The 16,001-nt window shown below is 71.6% G+C and carries 15 protein-coding genes; 10 read left to right on the top strand and 5 right to left on the bottom strand.

The features are described from left to right. The 3 genes from FE634_RS13680 (at position 1) to FE634_RS13670 (ending at position 4,586) form a co-directional block, all read left to right on the top strand. Positions 1-1,203: an ROK family transcriptional regulator gene (locus FE634_RS13680; RefSeq protein ID WP_137292807.1), complete on the top strand. Its 1,203-nt coding sequence runs from the start codon at positions 1-3 to the stop codon at positions 1,201-1,203. 211 nt (positions 1,204-1,414) lie between these two features. Beyond that, complete coding sequence (locus FE634_RS13675; protein ID WP_137292806.1) at positions 1,415-3,514, top strand: PQQ-dependent sugar dehydrogenase; 2,100 nt, start codon at positions 1,415-1,417, stop codon at positions 3,512-3,514. 106 nt (positions 3,515-3,620) lie between these two features. Then, positions 3,621-4,586: a sugar phosphate isomerase/epimerase family protein gene (locus FE634_RS13670; protein WP_137292805.1), complete on the top strand. Its 966-nt coding sequence runs from the start codon at positions 3,621-3,623 to the stop codon at positions 4,584-4,586. Positions 4,587-4,788: 202 nt separating this feature from the next. Here FE634_RS13670 and nadA read toward each other — a convergent pair whose 3' ends face one another. Beyond that, positions 4,789-5,964: a quinolinate synthase NadA gene (nadA, locus tag FE634_RS13665; RefSeq protein WP_148240685.1), complete on the bottom strand. Its 1,176-nt coding sequence runs from the start codon at positions 5,962-5,964 to the stop codon at positions 4,789-4,791. A 16-nt stretch (positions 5,965-5,980) separates the two neighbouring features. Next, positions 5,981-6,868 carry a GNAT family N-acetyltransferase gene (locus FE634_RS13660; protein ID WP_138876196.1) on the bottom strand — a complete coding sequence of 296 codons (888 nt, stop codon included), beginning with the start codon at positions 6,866-6,868 and terminating at the stop codon, positions 5,981-5,983. Positions 6,869-6,913: 45 nt separating this feature from the next. Here FE634_RS13660 and FE634_RS13655 point away from each other — a divergent pair, with 45 nt between their 5' ends. Both FE634_RS13655 and erpA read left to right on the top strand, forming a co-directional pair. Next, positions 6,914-7,990 carry a glycerate kinase family protein gene (locus FE634_RS13655; RefSeq protein WP_138876195.1) on the top strand — a complete coding sequence of 359 codons (1,077 nt, stop codon included), beginning with the start codon at positions 6,914-6,916 and terminating at the stop codon, positions 7,988-7,990. Positions 7,991-8,092: 102 nt separating this feature from the next. Continuing rightward, entirely contained in the window at positions 8,093-8,458 is a 366-nt protein-coding gene (erpA, locus tag FE634_RS13650) for an iron-sulfur cluster insertion protein ErpA (RefSeq protein WP_137292801.1), read from the top strand. A gap of 96 nt (positions 8,459-8,554) precedes the next feature. Here the strand turns inward: erpA and FE634_RS13645 are convergent, their stop codons facing one another. Continuing rightward, the gene (locus FE634_RS13645; RefSeq protein WP_137292800.1) at positions 8,555-8,779 is read right to left on the bottom strand and encodes a hypothetical protein; all 225 of its coding nucleotides are present in this window, start codon (positions 8,777-8,779) and stop codon (positions 8,555-8,557) included. 63 nt (positions 8,780-8,842) lie between these two features. On the opposite strand from FE634_RS13645, the gene FE634_RS13640 reads away from it, so the two are divergent. Beyond that, positions 8,843-9,817, top strand: coding sequence for a carbohydrate kinase family protein (locus FE634_RS13640; RefSeq protein WP_138876194.1), 975 nt, complete (start codon positions 8,843-8,845; stop codon positions 9,815-9,817). 13 nt (positions 9,818-9,830) lie between these two features. Here FE634_RS13640 and FE634_RS13635 read toward each other — a convergent pair whose 3' ends face one another. Together FE634_RS13635 and FE634_RS13630 are read right to left on the bottom strand one after the other, a co-directional pair. After that, entirely contained in the window at positions 9,831-10,136 is a 306-nt protein-coding gene (locus FE634_RS13635) for a sulfurtransferase TusA family protein (RefSeq protein WP_262347424.1), read from the bottom strand. Next, a complete protein-coding gene (locus FE634_RS13630; RefSeq protein ID WP_138876193.1) occupies positions 10,126-11,286 on the bottom strand; it encodes a cysteine desulfurase family protein in 1,161 nt (386 codons plus the stop codon). Before FE634_RS13630 ends, FE634_RS13635 begins: the two co-directional genes overlap by 11 nt. A 107-nt stretch (positions 11,287-11,393) precedes the next feature. Between FE634_RS13630 and ctaC the strand changes: the two genes are divergently transcribed. From ctaC to FE634_RS13610, 4 genes are all read left to right on the top strand, one after another. Then, complete coding sequence (ctaC, locus tag FE634_RS13625) at positions 11,394-12,314, top strand: aa3-type cytochrome oxidase subunit II (RefSeq protein ID WP_246060575.1); 921 nt, start codon at positions 11,394-11,396, stop codon at positions 12,312-12,314. After that, positions 12,311-14,128: an aa3-type cytochrome oxidase subunit I gene (gene ctaD, locus FE634_RS13620; RefSeq protein ID WP_148240684.1), complete on the top strand. Its 1,818-nt coding sequence runs from the start codon at positions 12,311-12,313 to the stop codon at positions 14,126-14,128. The genes ctaC and ctaD overlap by 4 nt, the downstream gene beginning before the upstream one ends. Next, entirely contained in the window at positions 14,125-14,541 is a 417-nt protein-coding gene (locus tag FE634_RS13615; RefSeq protein ID WP_137292795.1) for a cytochrome c oxidase subunit 4, read from the top strand. The genes ctaD and FE634_RS13615 overlap by 4 nt, the downstream gene beginning before the upstream one ends. Before the next feature lie 139 nt (positions 14,542-14,680). Next, positions 14,681-15,940: a L,D-transpeptidase gene (locus FE634_RS13610; RefSeq protein WP_148240683.1), complete on the top strand. Its 1,260-nt coding sequence runs from the start codon at positions 14,681-14,683 to the stop codon at positions 15,938-15,940. The last annotated feature ends 61 nt before the right edge of the window (positions 15,941-16,001 follow it).

Below are 16,001 nucleotides of genomic sequence, written 5' to 3'. Positions count from 1 at the left end.
ATGCTGCACTCCTTGTCGGGCCGCGCCGAGAGCGCGATGCAGGCCCGGCTGCTGACCGTGCTGCGCGACCAGGGGCCGCTGCCCAGGACCGCGCTGGCCGACCGGCTGCAGGTGTCGCGGACGACGATCGCGGCGGAGGTCGGCCGGCTCTCGGAGATCGGGCTGACCCAGGAGACCGGTCCGGCCCAGTCGCGCGGCGGGCGCCGGTCGACGATGGTCGCCCTGGCCGACGACATCCGTTTCGTCGGCATCGCCATCGGCGCCACCGGAACCACGGTCGGCGTCACCGACGGGCGCCTCGACGTCCTGCGCACCGAGAAGGTCGACTGCCGCATCGACATGGGTCCCGACCTGGTGCTGCGGGCCGCGCTGGACCACGTGCGGCGCCTGCTCGACGAGCTCGGTGTCGAGCGGCCGATGGGCGTCGGGGTGGGGGTGCCCGGTCCGGTCGACTTCGGCCGCGGTGTCTCGGTCGCCCCACCGCTGATGCCCGGCTGGGACGGCTACCCCGTGCGCGACACCGTCTCGCGCGAGCTGGGCTGCCCGGCCGTGCTCGACAACGACGTGAACGTGATGGCGGTCGGCGAGCTGCACGCCGGCGTCGCCCGCCACGCCCGCGACTTCCTCTTCGTCAAGATCGGCACCGGCATCGGCTGCGGGGTCGTCGTCGACGGCGAGCTCTACCGGGGCGTCAATGGTTGCGCCGGCGACATCGGCCACATCCAGGTGCGCGGCGACGGGCGGCGCTGCGTGTGCGGCAACACCGACTGCCTCGAGGCCTACGCCGGGGGAGCCGCGCTGGCCCGCGACGCGACCGAGGCCGCCGAGCGCGGCCGGTCCGCGGTGCTGGCCGACCTGCTGGCCGAGCACGGCCTGCTCCGGGCCTGCGACGTCGGTACCGCGGTGGCCCGCGGTGACCTCGCCGCCGCGACCCTCCTGCGTGAGAGCGGGCAGCGGGTCGGGGAGGTCGTGGCGGGCCTGGTGTCGTTCTTCAACCCCGGCCTGATCGTCATCGGCGGGCGGGTCAGCGGCCTGGGGCACGCGCTGCTGGCCGAGATCCGCGGGACGGCCTACCAGCGCTCGCTGCCCCTGGCCACGGGCAACCTGCCCATCGTGCTGAGCGAGCTGGTCGACGCCGGCGGCGTCATCGGCGCCTCGAGGCTGGTCAGTGCCGAGGTCTTCGCCCCGGCCGTGGCGACCTGACCCGCCCGGCCGACGTCCACATCCGACCGAGATACGCAAATGACTTGCGAAAGTCGTCCACCCGGTTGACGACGCGGCGCGCACCGCCCTACGTTCGATGTGGCCGTCGTCACTCGGCTGAGCACGCGCAGGCCATGGGGAGACGGCCGTCCCGCTCGTCAACACAAGGAGCAGATACGTGCAACATCGATTCTCGGGAGTGTTGGCCGCCATGGCCGCCGGCGCTATCGCCATTCCACTTGCCGCCGTCGGCGGCATCACCGCGCCGGCCGGCGCCCACCCCGGCCACGACGACCCGCCGGCCCCGCCCCCGGACAGCGAGTTCCAGAAGGTCACGCTCAACGACCGCCCGGGCGAGCCGATGGACCTCGCGGTGCTGCCCGACGGCGACGTCCTGCACACCACGCGGGCCGGCGTCATCTGGCACAACGACTACGAGACCGGCGTGAACTCGATCGCCGGGCAGATCGACGTCTACCAGCACGACGAGGAGGGGCTGCAGAGCATCGCCCTCGACCCGGGGTTCGACGGGGAGAAGAACAACTGGGTCTACCTCTACTACTCACCGCCCCTCGACACCCCGGCCGACGACCCGGCCACCGCCTCGATCAACGAGGGTGACGCACCGCTCGAGGGCACCGCCGCCGACTTCGCGCCGTACAAGGGCGTGATCCGGGTGTCGAAGTTCCGCTTCGTCAACGGCGAGGTCAAGAACAACACCGAGCGCCGGATCCTCGACGTCCCGGTCGACCGCGGCATCTGCTGCCACGTCGGCGGCGACATCGTCTTCGACTCCAAGGGCAACCTGATCCTCGCCACCGGCGACGACTCGAACCCCTTCGAGTCCGACGGCTTCGTGCCGCTCGACGAGCGCCCCAACCGCAACCCGGCCTTCGACGCCCAGCGGACCTCGGGCAACACCAACGACCTGCGCGGCAAGATCCTGCGGGTCAAGCCGGGCAAGCGCGGCGGCTACACGATCCCGACGGGCAACCTGTTCCGGCCCGGCACGCCCAAGACCCGGCCCGAGATCTACGCGATGGGGCTGCGCAACCCGTTCCGCATCGAGATCCACCCCCGCACCGACAAGCTGTGGGTCGCCGACTACTCGCCGGACGCCAACACCGCCGACCCCGAGCGCGGGCCGTCCGGCCAGGGCAAGTGGGTCGTCATCGACCAGCCCGCCAACTACGGCTGGCCCTTCTGTGCGACCGACGAGCTCCCCTACGTCGACTACGACTTCGAGACCGAGACCTCCGGTGAAGCCTTCGACTGCGCCAACCCGCGCAACACCTCGGTCCACAACACCGGCCGCGTCAAGCTGCCGCCGGTCGAGAAGCCGGAGATCTTCTACTCCTACCCCGTCTCGGAGCAGTTCCCCGAGCTCGGCACCGGCGGCATCTCCCCGATGGCCGGCCCGGCCTACCAGTACGACGTGCGCGACACCCGCGGCAAGACCCCCGTCGCGTGGCCCGAGCAGTACGACAACACGCCGCTGCTCTACGAGTGGAGCCGCGACTGGATCAAGGGCCTGCACGTCACCGGCGACGACGTCGCGATCGAGGACGTCGTCCCCGGCATCGTGACCGACAACCCGATGGACATGGAGTTCGGCCCCAACGGCGCGCTGTACGTGCTCGAGTACGGCGACGGCTACTTCGCCGAGAACCCCGACGCCCAGCTCTCGCGCATCGACTACATCGGGGCCAAGGGCAACCACAGCCCGGTGCCGGTGGTCACGGCCGACCCGTCCGCGGGCAAGGCGCCGCTGCGGGTGAAGTTCTCCAGCGCCGGCACGGCCGACGCCGACGGCGACCAGCTCAAGTACCAGTGGGACTTCGACGGTGACGGACGCTTCGACAGCACCAAGAAGAACCCGACCCACCGCTACACCGAGGACGGCACCTACCGGGCCACGCTCACGGTGACCGACGTCGGGGGCAAGCACCGCGGCCGGCACGCGTCGGCCGACGTCGACATCACCGTCGGCAACCAGGCTCCGGTGATCGAGTTCGTGACGCCCACGCCCGACGACACCTTCCAGTTCGGCGACACCGTGACCTACGAGGTGACGGTGACCGACGACACGGAGGTCGACTGCAACCAGGTGACGGTGACCTACATCCTGGGTCACGACAGCCACGGTCACCCGCAGAGCACCGCCAACGGCTGCACGGGCACCCTGACCACCACCGTGCCGGGCGGTCACGACCCGGGCGAGGACGACCTCAGCGCGGTCTTCGTCGCCCAGTACAACGACGGCGGGCTGACCGGCAGCGCCGAGGTGCGGCTCGAGCCGAGCGGCGCCTGACTGACGGCCACAGCACCGGCGGTCCGCTCGCTCCGGGCGGGCCGCCGGTCCGGCGTCACCCATACCCCCTACACCCAGCCAGAACCACGATCGAGAGGAATCCACCATGTGTTACGGATATGACGGCGAGGCCGCCCTGCGGCAGTCGCTGGAGCGGCAGGGCGCGAGTCGTCGAGGACTGCTCCGTGGGGCGGCACTCGGTGCGGCCGGGCTGGCGTCGGTCGGCGCGCTCGGCGCCACGGCGGCCGAGGCGGCCGGCCAGGACAAGGCCAACGGCCGGAGTCGCAAGAAGCAGGTGCCCGAGGGTCGGATCAGCATCCAGCTGTACACCCTGCGGGCGGCGATGACCGACCCCGCGAGCGTCGAGCTGGCGCTGACCCGCCTCTCGCAGTACGCCTACCCGCGCGTCGAGCGCGCCGGTCTCTACCACTACACCGCGGCGCAGATGAAGCAGCGCCTCGACCAGCTGGGCATCTGGGCCAGCTCCAGCCACGACGGCATCAGCGACAGCACGGCGGCGCGCAACAAGAAGTTCGACGACGCCAACACGCTGGGTCAGCGCTACATCGTGGTGCCCTACCTCAACTCCGACAAGCTGAGCGACTGGCAGGCCTGGGCCGAGCAGATGAACATCGAGGCCTACGCCGCCAAGCGTCGTGGCCTCAAGTACGGCTACCACAACCACGCCCACGAGTTCACCATCGACCTCGGCGGCGGCAAGACGCCGTGGGACGTGCTCACCCAGGAGCTCGACCCGCGCCTGGTCCACCTCGAGGCCGACCTGTACTGGGTCTACACCGGCGGTGTGAACCGCGGCGAGGCCAACCCGATCAAGTTCGTCAACGACGTCATCCGCAAGGCGCCGCAGACGGTTCGGCAGTTCCACGTCAAGGACCGCTCGGCCGCCGCGGGTGGAGACATGTGCGACCTGGGCACGGGCGTCATCGACTTCCCGGCGATCTTCCGCAAGCACGACGCGGAGGAGTACATCGTCGAGAACGACACCCCCGACGTGTCGCCGCTCACCTCGGCAGCCGTCGGCAAGCTCTACCTGGAGCACACCAACTTCTGACCGACGTGGCGATCTAGGAACGAGACGACGGCCGGGCCGCCGGGGCGACAAGCCCCAGCGGCCCGGTCGTGCTCCGTCCGGTCGCTGCCGGGCAACACGGTCGCACGGTGCTGTCGCCGCTCGTGGTGCTCGTCGCAGCGGCGGCCCGACGACGGGCTCGGGCGCTGCCGCGCACCTCGAGGGGCCGGGCGTGGGTGACCGGTCAGTCCTTGTGGCTCTTGCCCGGGAGGTCGAGCATCCGCTGCAGGGCCACGAGGGCGTCACGCTCGGTGGCGGGGTCGACCTCGATCCGGTTGACGACGACGCCCGCGACCAGCGACTCCATCGCCCACACGAAGTGGGGCAGGTCGATCCGGTTCATCGTCGAGCAGTAGCAGACGTTCTTGTCGAGGAAGACGATCGTCTTGTCGGGGTGGGCCCGCGCCAGGCGCTGCACCAGGTTGAGCTCGGTGCCGATCGCCCACACCGAGCCGGGTGGCGCCGCCTCGATCGTCTTGATGATGAACTCCGTGGAGCCGACCAGGTCGGCCGACAGGACGACGTCGTGCGGGCACTCCGGGTGCACCAGGATCTGCACGTCGGGCAGGGTGGCGCGCAGCTCGTCGACGACCTTGGTCGAGAAGCGGCCGTGCACCGAGCAGTGGCCCTTCCACAAGATGACCTTCGCCTCGCGCAGCGCCTCGACGCTGACCCCGCCGCCGGGCAGGTGCGGGTTCCAGACGACGCAGTCGTCGAGGGTGTAGCCCATCTTCAGCACCGCGGTGTTGCGGCCGAGGTGCTGGTCGGGCAGGAAGAGCACCTTGGTGTCCGGGCCGCGCTGCTCGAAGGCCCACTCGAGGGCGACCTCGGCGTTCGACGAGGTGCACACGACGCCGCCGTTGCGGCCGCAGAACGCCTTGATGTCGGCGCTGGAGTTCATGTAGGTCACCGGGACCACGACGTCCTGGAGCCCGGCGTCGGCCATCGCCTGCCAGGCCGCCTCGACCTGGGGGAGCCGGGCCATGTCGGCCATCGAGCAGCCGGCCGCCAGGTCGGGGAGCACGACCTGCTGCCCGGGGCCGGTGAGGATGTCGGCCGACTCGGCCATGAAGTGCACGCCGCAGAAGACGATGAACTCCGCCTCCGGGCGGGCCGCGGCGTCGCGGGCGAGCTTGAAGGAGTCGCCGGTGACGTCGGCGAACTGGATGACCTCGTCGCGCTGGTAGTGGTGACCCAGGACGAAGACCCGCTCGCCGAGCGCCTCCTTGGCCGCCAGGGCGCGCGCCACCAGGTCGGGGTCGGAGGCCTGCGGCAGGTCGCCGGGGCACTCCACCCCGCGCTCGGAGGCGCGGTCGACGCCCCGGCCGAGGGGCAGGAGCGGCAGGTCGACGGTCGTCATGGCTCAATCCTAGGATCTAGAGCAACGCGCCGTTGTGCAGGTACGTCGTCGGCGGCCGCATCCCGCGCAGCGCGAGGTAGCCCGAGGTCCGCAGCCCGAGCCGGACGGCGGTGCCGATCTCGACCGCCCAGGCGTTCGCGGCGGTGACGTGGCCGATGGTCTGCTCGCCCGGCCCCTCGGCGATCGCCGACCACAGCAGCCGCTGCGCGGTGCGGCGGTTCGTGGCCGCGAGCAGCGCCACCGCACCGCGCGGGTTGAGGTAGGCGTAGCCCGACCCGGTCGTGGAGTCGCTCACGACCGCGCGGAAGATCCGCTGCATCAGCGGGTGGTCCGGTCCGTGGGCCGCGCCGCGGCAGTGCCGGTCGACGGAGTCCATCAGGTCGGTGTCGGCGGCGGTCGCCTCGCGCACCTTCGCGCCGGCGTCCGGTGGGATCGCGGTGCGGTCGACGGCGCCGGACAGGCTCATCTGCGGGTGCATCGTGAAGCCGGCCAGCAGGTAGCGGCGCACGGCCCGGGGGTCGTCGGAGGCCGAGAGCATCCCGCGCAGGCACCCCTGGCTGTGGGTGAGCGCCGCGTCCAGGACCTGCTTGCCCAGCCCGCGGCCCTGCTGGCCGGGGCGCACGGCGTAGGTCGCCAGGACCCAGGTGCCCTCGCGCCGGAGGCTGGTGGCGAAGCCGAGCATCGCGCCGTCCTCCTCGGCGACCCAACACCCGGCGGCGTCGGTCCCGAGCAGGTGCCGGGTCCGCTCGACCCACCCGGCGCTGTGGTCGGGACGGCGCGGCTCCGGGTCGGGCTGGTCACGCCGGAACACGCGGCGGTCGAGCTCGAGGAACGCCTCGTCCGAGAGCCGCTCGGCGGTCGGGACGTCGTCGGCCCGCATCGGCCGGATCAGCACACCACTCACGGCACCACCGTAGGGACCGGCGCGGGGGGTGGGCACTATGGCCGCATGCGCGTCCTCGTGGCACCCGACAAGTTCGCCGGCACCCTGACCGCCGTGGAGGCGGCCGAGGCGATCGCCGCGGGCTGGCGCCGCCGGGCGCCCGACGACGAGCTCGACCTCGCTCCGATGGCCGACGGCGGGCCCGGGTTCGTCGACGTCCTGCACGCCGCGCTCGGCGGCCGGCTCGACGTCGCCACGGTGCGCGGCCCGCTCGGCGAGCCGGTGCCCGCGACCGTGCTGCGCGTCGGCGACACCGCCTACGTCGAGAGCGCCCAGGCCTGCGGCCTGCACCTGACCGGCGGCGAGCGCGCCGAGGAGGCCTCGACCTTCGGTGTCGGCGAGCTGGTGCGCGCCGCGATCGGGTCCGGGGCGACCACGGTCGTGGTCGGGCTCGGCGGGTCCGGCACCAACGACGGCGGCGCCGGCCTCCTCGCCGCGCTGGGCGCGCAGGCCGACCGGCCCCTCGACGCGGGCGTCGCGGGCCTGGCCGGGGTCACCGAGGTCAGGCTGCCGAGCCCGGGGGCCTCGCTCGTGCTCGCCTCCGACGTCGACATCCCGCTCACCGGCCTCTTCGGCGCCACCAAGACCTTCGGCCCGCAGAAGGGGCTCGGCGAGGACCGGATCGCGGAGGTCGACGGCTGGCTCGAGGGCTTCGCGGCCGCCACGAACCGGCGCACCTCGCTCGACAAGGGGGCCGGGGCGGCCGGCGGGCTCGGCTTCGCGCTGCTCTGCCTGGGCGCGCGGCGCGAGCCGGGGATCCGGCTGGTGGCGGACGCCGTCCGGCTGGCCGAGCGGGCCCGTCAGGCCGACCTGGTGATCACCGGCGAGGGGGCCTTCGACTTCTCCAGCCGGTCGGGCAAGGTGCCCTACGGCGTCGCCGAGGTCGCCGCGGAGGCGCTGCGCCCGTGCGTCGCCATCGCCGGGCAGGTGCTGGTCGGCTCCCGCGAGATGCGCGCGCTCGGGGTCGAGTCGGCCTACTCGTTGGTGGAGCTGGTGGGGGAGGAGCGCGCCTTCGCCGACCCCGCCGGAGCCCTCGCGGACGTCGCCGCCCGGGTGGCCCGGACCTGGTCGCGCCCGGTGTAGGGCCGGCCCAGGAATAACCCTCGGTGTGCGACCATTGACCAGGAGATCGACCCAGGCACCACCGCCCCACCTTTCCAGGCCAACCTCACGGGAGTCATCGACATGACCGAGCAGCTCGAGACCACCACGACCGAGCGCCGCACCGACCAGATCAACCTGAGCCCGGTGGCCGCTGCCAAGGTGCAGAGCCTCCTCGCCCAGGAGGGTCGCGACGACCTCGCCCTCCGGATCAGCGTGCAGCCCGGTGGCTGCAGCGGCCTGCGGTACCAGCTCTTCTTCGACGAGCGCACCCTCGACGGTGACGTCGTCACCGACTTCGACGGCGTCTCCGTGGTCGTCGACCGGATGAGCGTTCCCTACCTCAACGGCGCCGAGATCGACTTCGTCGACTCGATCGAGAAGCAGGGCTTCACCATCGACAACCCGAACGCGACGGGTTCCTGCGCCTGCGGGGACTCCTTCCACTGACAGCAGGGCCCACCCCGGGCCCGCCCGCACGAGAGCCCCCCGACCTTGTCGGGGGGCTCTCGTCGTCCGTGGAGCGGCGGCCGGTACGGCTGGGATTCAGCGGCCGTACAGCGCGGCGGCGAGCCGGGCCGCCGCCTCCGAGATCTCGATGCGGGGCTTCGGCCGCTCGCCGGGCTGCTCGTCGAAGTGCAGGCTCGGCGCCGGTCGCGAGGCCAGCTCGGCGGCACGCCGGAGGCCCAGCCGGTCGCCGGTCGCCCGGCAGTCGGCGTGCATCTCGGCGGGGGTCCCGAGGTCGTCGTGGGAGTGCGAGGTCGAGGCCATGGCTCGACGCTAGGGCCTACTGATTGGTACCGAAACGCGTACCGCTGGGTAGTGTTACCCCACGTGCCTCTCCTCATCGCCGGCTCCATCGCCACCGACCACCTGATGTCCTTCGGTGGCAAGTTCGCCGACTCGCTCGTGGTCGAGCAGCTCGACAAGATCTCGCTGTCCTTCCTGGTCGACGACCTCGAGATCCGGCGCGGGGGTGTGGCGGCCAACATGACCTTCGGTCTCGGCAGCCTCGGGCTGCGTCCGGTGCTCGTCGGCGCGGCCGGCGACGACTTCGCCGACTACCGCTCCTGGCTCGAGCGCCACGGCGTCGACTGCTCCGCCGTCCGGATCTCCGACAGCAGGCACACCGCGCGCTTCGTGTGCACCACCGACCCGACCGGCGCCCAGATCGCGTCGTTCTACCCCGGTGCGATGAGCGAGGCCCGCCTCATCGAGCTGGCCCCGATCGTGGCCCGCGTCGGGGCCCCCGACTACGTCCTGGTCGGTGCCGACGACCCGGCCGGCATGCTGCGGCACACCGACGAGTGCCGCCAGCGCGGCTACCCGTTCATCGCGGACCCGAGCCAGCAGCTGGCCTTCGGCGACGGCGCGATGATCCGCCAGCTCATCGACGGCGCGACGCTGCTGTTCTCCAACGAGTACGAGTCGCACATGATCGAGCAGAAGACCGGCTGGAGCGCCGCGGAGGTGCTCGACCGGGTCGGCACCCAGGTCACCACGCTCGGCAAGGACGGCGTGCGCGTCGTCCGCACCGGCGAGGAGCCGATCGTGGTCCCCGCCGCCTCCGGCGTGGTCGCGGTCGAGCCGACCGGCGTCGGCGACGCCTTCCGCGCCGGCTTCCTGGCCGCGCTCGAGTGGGAGCTCGGCCTCGAGCGCGCCGCCCAGGTCGGCTGCGTCCTGGCCGCCTACGTCGTCGAGACGATCGGCACGCAGGAGTACTCCTTCACGCCGGCCGAGTTCGTGGCCCGTCTCGAGCTGTCCTACGGCGCCCAGGCCGCCGCCGAGGTCGCCGCGCACCTCGGCTGAGTCCGCCGGGGCGCTAGGTCGTGCGCCGGACCACGTAGCGCGGGACGCCGTCCTCGGCGGTGTCCTGGCCGAGGTACTCCTGACCGCGCATCCGGCACCACGCCGGGACGTCGTGGCGCGCCGCCGCGTCGGTCGCCACGACTGCCACCACCCCGCCGACCGGGACGTCGCCGACCCGGCGGGCCAGGTCGATGATCGGCTGCGGGCACATCAGGCCGCGGCAGTCGATCTCCAGGTCGGGCGCGGGCAGTGCTGCGGGCTCGGGCGCGGGCTCGGGCGCGGGCTCGGGCGCGGGCTCGGGCACGGGGTCAGGAGCCATCTCGGAGCCCCGCCACGACCTCGGGGAGGGCGGCGCAGAACGCCTCGACCTCGGCGTCGGTGGTGCCCCGCGTCAGGGACACCCGGACGTTGCCGTGGGTGAGGGCACCCATGGCCGCCAGCACGTGCGAGGGCTCGAGGGTCGAGGCGGTGCACGCCGACCCGCTCGCGACGCCGAAGCCGCGGCGGTCGAGCTCGGTCACCAGCTGCTCGCCGTTGACGTAGAGCACCGAGAACGTCGTCAGGTGGGGGAGCCGCACCTCGGGGTCGCCCACGACGTCGACGTCGTCGATCGCGGCCGCCGCGGCCCGGATGCGGGCGACCCACGCGTGCTGGCGGGCCCCGAGGTCGTCACGCACGGCCACGACGGCCTGGAGCGCCGCGGCGGCGGCCAGGGCGGCCGGCACGTTCTCGAAACCGCTGGCGCGGTGGTCGGAGCGGTCGTCGGGCGGGAAGGGCGAGGTCCACCGGGCGCCGTGGCGCACGAGCAGGACGCCGACCCCGGCCGGACCGCCCCACTTGTGCGCCGAGCCGGCCAGGGCCTGCCAGGTGCGGGGGAGCGGCACGCGACCCATCGAGGAGCACGCGTCGACGAACAGCTGGGTGCCCGGCGGCAGCTCGACCTCGTCGACCGGCTGCAGCGTGCCGACCTCGTGGTTCGCGCTCTGCAGGGCGACGGCGGCGGCCGGGCCCTCGGCGAGGGCCGCGGCGAGGGCGTCGCGGTCGACCCGGGCCTCGTGGTCGACGCCGACCAGGACCGGCTCGCCCCACCACTGGGCGGCGTGCCGGACGGCGGCGTGCTCGACCTCCGGGAGCACCACCCGGCGCCCGCGACCGGCGTCCGCGGCGGCCAGCCCGAGCAGGCCGCGGTGCACCGCCTCGGTGCCCGACCCGGTGAAGGTCACCTCGTCGGCCCGCACCCCCAGGCACTCGGCCACCACCGCGCGGGCGTTGTCGAGCAGCAGCCGCGCGTTGCGGCCGGGGTGGTGCAGCCGGCGCGGGTCGGCGTACCCGGCGTCGAGCGCGGCCAGGAGCGTCGTCCGCGCCGCCGGGTGGAGCGGCTCGCTGGACGCCGCGTCGAGGTGGGCGCCGCCCGCGGCGACGCCGTCCGACCCGGGCTGCGACCGGGGTGCTGCCTCACGTTCCGCCACGAGCACGATCCAACCACCCACCCGGGGGCGTCGAGGACGGACTCCGCGCGATACTGTGCAGACCTGTTCGTGAACGTCCGATTGATGGCTGAGAGGAAGGCTCGTTCGTGGGTCTGCAACTCGCCGAGCGCACTGCGCCGGCTCCCCGACGTGGCCGCCGTGTCGGTCTCGCCGTCCTGCTCGGCCTCGCGCTCGTCGTCCTCGCCGGCTGCGGCACCGACTCCGAGCTCGAGCGCCTGGCCATGCCCGACCCGGTCACCGTCGAGGGTGAGTCCACCCTCGCGCTGTGGCAGGGCGCCTGGATCGCCGCGCTCCTGACCGGCGGGTTCGTCTGGGGCCTGATCTTCTACGTCATCTGGCGCTACCGCCGGCGTCACGCCGACGAGGTCCCGGTCCAGACGCGCTACAACCTGCCGCTCGAGATCTTCTACACGATCTTCCCGATCATCATGGTCATCGTCTTCTTCGACCACACGATCAAGACCCAGAACATCGTGCTGAACGACGAGGACGTCCCGGTCCAGAACACCGTGGTCGTCGTCGGCCAGCAGTGGTCGTGGACGTTCAACTACCCCGACGCCGTCGACGGCGAGGGCGGCGAGGCCGTCAACGTCTACGAGTCCGGCACCGGCAACGACATCCCCAAGCTCGTCATCCCGGTCGACAAGACCACGCGGTTCGAGCTGCGCAGCCCCGACGTGATCCACGACTTCGGTGTCCCCGGCTTCCTCATCAAGATGGACGTCATGCCGGGCCAGGACAACCACTTCCAGGTCACCCCCAAGAAGACCGGCACCTACGCCGGCAAGTGCTACGAGCTGTGCGGCGTCTACCACTCGCGCATGCTCTTCACCGTCGACGTCGTCTCGGACGAGGAGTACCAGGAGTACCTCCGCGGCCAGTACGACGCCGGGTTCACCTCGGCCGAGCCGATCTGTGGCGGTGAGAACGCCGACACGCAGGTGGGCATCGAGCCCGACGAGGAAGTCTCCGGCGACGAGCTGCAGGACGAGAGGTACTGCCAGTGACCACGACCGCCGCCCCCACCACGGGCACCGTGACCCCGGAGCGCAAGCGCCTGGGCGAGCAGCTGGTCAAGATGATGACCACGACCGATCACAAGCTGATCGGCAAGATGTACCTCGTCACCTCGTTCGCCTGGTTCCTCGTGGGCGGCCTGATGGCGATGCTCATCCGGTCCGAGCTCGCGTTCCCGGGCAGCCAGGTCGTCAACGACGAGCTGTACAACCAGCTCTTCACGATGCACGGCACGATCATGCTGCTGCTCTTCGCGACCCCGCTGTTCTTCGGCTTCGCCAACGTGATCATGCCGCTGCAGATCGGCTCGCCCGACGTGGCGTTCCCGCGCATGAACATGTTCAGCTACTGGCTGTTCCTCTTCGGCGGCCTCATCGCCGCCTCCGGGTTCCTGACCCCCGCCGGCGCGGCCGACTTCGGCTGGTTCGCCTACACGCCCCTCTCGGACGCCGTCCGCTCGCCGGGCGTCGGCGGCGACCTCTGGATCATGGGCCTGTGGATGGCCGGCCTCGGCACCATCCTCGGCGCGGTCAACTTCATCACCACGATCATCTGCATGCGCGCACCCGGCATGACGATGTTCCGGATGCCGCTGTTCGTCTGGAACACGCTGGTGACCAGCCTGCTCGTGCTCATCGCGTTCCCGGTGCTCGCCGGCGCGCTGCTCTCGCTCGAGGCCGACCGGCAGCTCGGCGCCCACGTCTTCGACACCGCCCACGGCGGCGCGATCCTGTGGCAGCACCTGTTCTGGTTCTTCGGCCACCCCGAGGTCTACATCATCGCGCTGCCGTTCTTCGGCATCGTGACCGAGATCCTCCCGGTCTTCAGTCGCAAGCCGCTCTTCGGCTACGTCGGCCTGGTCGGGGCGACGCTCGGCATCGCGATCCTGTCGGTCGCGGTGTGGGCCCACCACATGTTCGTCACCGGTGCGGTGAACCTGCCCTTCTTCTCGGGCATGACGTTCCTGATCGCGGTGCCGACAGGAGTGAAGTTCTTCAACTGGATCGGCACGATGTGGGGCGGATCCATATCCTTCGACACCCCGATGCTGTGGTCGATCGGCTTCCTCACCACGTTCCTGTTCGGTGGCCTCACCGGCATCATCCTGGCCAGCCCGCCGCTCGACTTCCACGTCTCCGACTCCTACTTCGTGGTCGCGCACTTCCACTACGTCGTCTTCGGCACCGTGGTGTTCGCGATGTTCGCCGGCTTCTACTTCTGGTGGCCGAAGATGACCGGCCGGATGCTCGACGAGCGGCTCGGCAAGGTCCACTTCTGGCTGCTCTTCGTGGGCTTCCACACCACCTTCCTCGTCCAGCACTGGCTGGGTGTCGAGGGCATGCCGCGCCGCTACGCCGACTACCTCGAGAGCGACGGCTGGGAGACCCTCAACCAGATCTCCACGGTCGGTGCCTTCCTGCTCGGCGCCTCCACGCTGCCGTTCCTCTACAACGTCTACGTCTCCCGCAAGGCGCCGATGGTCGAGGTCGACGACCCGTGGGGCTGGGGCCGCTCGCTCGAGTGGGCCACCAGCTGCCCGCCGCCGCGCCACAACTTCCACTCCATCCCGCGCATCCGCTCGGAGTCGCCGGCCTTCGACCTGCACCACCCCGAGGTCGCCGCCATCGAGCTCGACGAGAACGCCTCGGCGCGTGACGGCAAGTTCGCCGACGCCCCCGACATGGAGGGCCGCGAGGACCTCGTCAACGGCCGGCTCGGCAAGGACGACCACCGCACCGACCGCGCCACCGGCGACCACCACGGTGACGGCACCGACACCCCGGGCGAGGAGACCACCCGATGAAGGCGGAAGCCTGGATCTTCGGCATCACGACCATCTTCCTGGTGCTCGTGACGCCCGCCTACTGGTTCGTCACCGACGGCAGCGAGCACGGCGGCGACTGGACCGGCACCTCGGCCCTGGTCATGACCACCCTGCTCGCGGCCATGGTCACGCTCTACCTCGGCTTCCACGCCAAGAAGATGGAGCCCCGGCCCGAGGACCGCAAGGACGGCGAGATCGCCGACGGCGCGGGCGAGCTCGGCTTCTTCCCGCCGTACTCGTGGTGGCCGCTGTGGTGCGGCCTGACGCTCGGCGTCATGGTGTTCGGCGTCGCCGCCGGCGCCTGGTGGCTCTTCATCATCGGCGGCGTGCTCGGCTCCGTGGCCCTGTGCGGCCTGGTGTTCGAGTACTACCGCGGCGTCCACGCCCACTGACCCACGGGTCACACGAGTCACCCGGGTCGACGCGCCGGGGAATCGGGGACGTGCCCGGGCCCCGGTTACCCTGGTACGGCAGCGTGAACGACGCTGCCGAACCCTGGTAGCGCTCGCTCAACCCCTGGGAGTACCCCTGATGTCCGTGCGTCTCTCGGCCCGCGTGTCCGCCTCCGCCCTCGCTGCGGTCCTGGCGCTGTCCCTGGCCGCCTGCAGCTCCGACGACGGCGGCTCCGGCGAGCCCGGCCCCGCCGCGGGCGCCGGCGGTGCCGCCGCGGGCGACCCCGCCGGTGACCCCGCCCAGGGCGCTGCCGCCACTGGCGACCCGAGCGAGAGCGCCGGCGTCCCCACCGTCTCGATCAACGTCGAGCGCGGTGCGACCGACGTCCCCGTCTCCACCCTGGTCGAGGTGACCGCCGAGGGCGGGCGCCTCGACGAGGTCACGGTCACCTCCGACGCCGGTGAGGTTGCCGGCACGCTCGCCGACGACGGCGCCTCCTGGACGGCGTCCGACCGGCTCGAGCCGGGCACCGCCTACACCGTGAACACCCGCGCCGGGGAGGGCGACGCCACCGAGCGCACCCGCCTCGGCTTCACCACCGTCGACCTCTCCCTCGACGAGCAGACCTTCCCCTCGGTCGCCCCGCTGCAGGGCGAGACCGTCGGCGTCGGCATGCCGGTCATCGTCAGCTTCGACCTGCCGGTCACCGACAAGGCGGCCTTCGAGGAGCACATGGTCGTCGACTCCAAGCCCGCGCAGGTCGGCTCCTGGTACTGGCTCAGCGACACCGAGGCGCACTGGCGCCCCAAGTCCTACTGGTCGCCGGGCACCGAGGTGACCGTCGACGTCGACGTGAACGGCGTCGACGCCGGCAACGGCATCTACGGCCAGGAGAACCGCGAGGTCGCCTTCGAGGTCGGCGACGCGCACATCTACCAGGTCGACGCGAAGACCCACCAGATGAAGGTCTTCTCCAACGGCAAGCTGCTCCGCACCCTTCCGATCACCACCGGCAAGCCGGGCTTCACCACCCGCTCCGGCACCAAGGTGATCATGGAGAAGTTCGAGTCGAAGCGGATGAACTCCGAGACCGTCGGGATCCCGCAGGGCAGCTCCGAGGCCTACGACATCGACAACGTGCAGTGGGCGATGCGGGTCACCAACTCCGGCGAGTTCATCCACGCCGCCCCGTGGTCGGTCGGCTCCCAGGGCCAGGCCAACGTCTCCCACGGCTGCACCGGCATGAGCACCTCCGACGCCGGCTGGCTGTACGCGATGAGCCGCCGCGGCGACGTCGTCGAGTACACCGGCACCGACCGCGAGATGACCTTCGACAACGGCTACGGCGACTGGAACAAGTCCTTCAAGGACTACCAAGCCGGCTCCGCCCTCGCCTGACGCTGACCCGTCGCTGATCACTGACGGGTCGACGGGGTTTTACCGCTGACCCGTCGCTGAT

It is taken from the genome of Nocardioides sp. S-1144 (assembly GCF_005954645.2).
GTDB classification, from domain to species: domain Bacteria; phylum Actinomycetota; class Actinomycetes; order Propionibacteriales; family Nocardioidaceae; genus Nocardioides; species Nocardioides dongxiaopingii.
The sequence above is the reverse complement of the archived record's forward strand: the minus strand, read 5'-3'. Positions and strand labels throughout refer to the sequence as shown.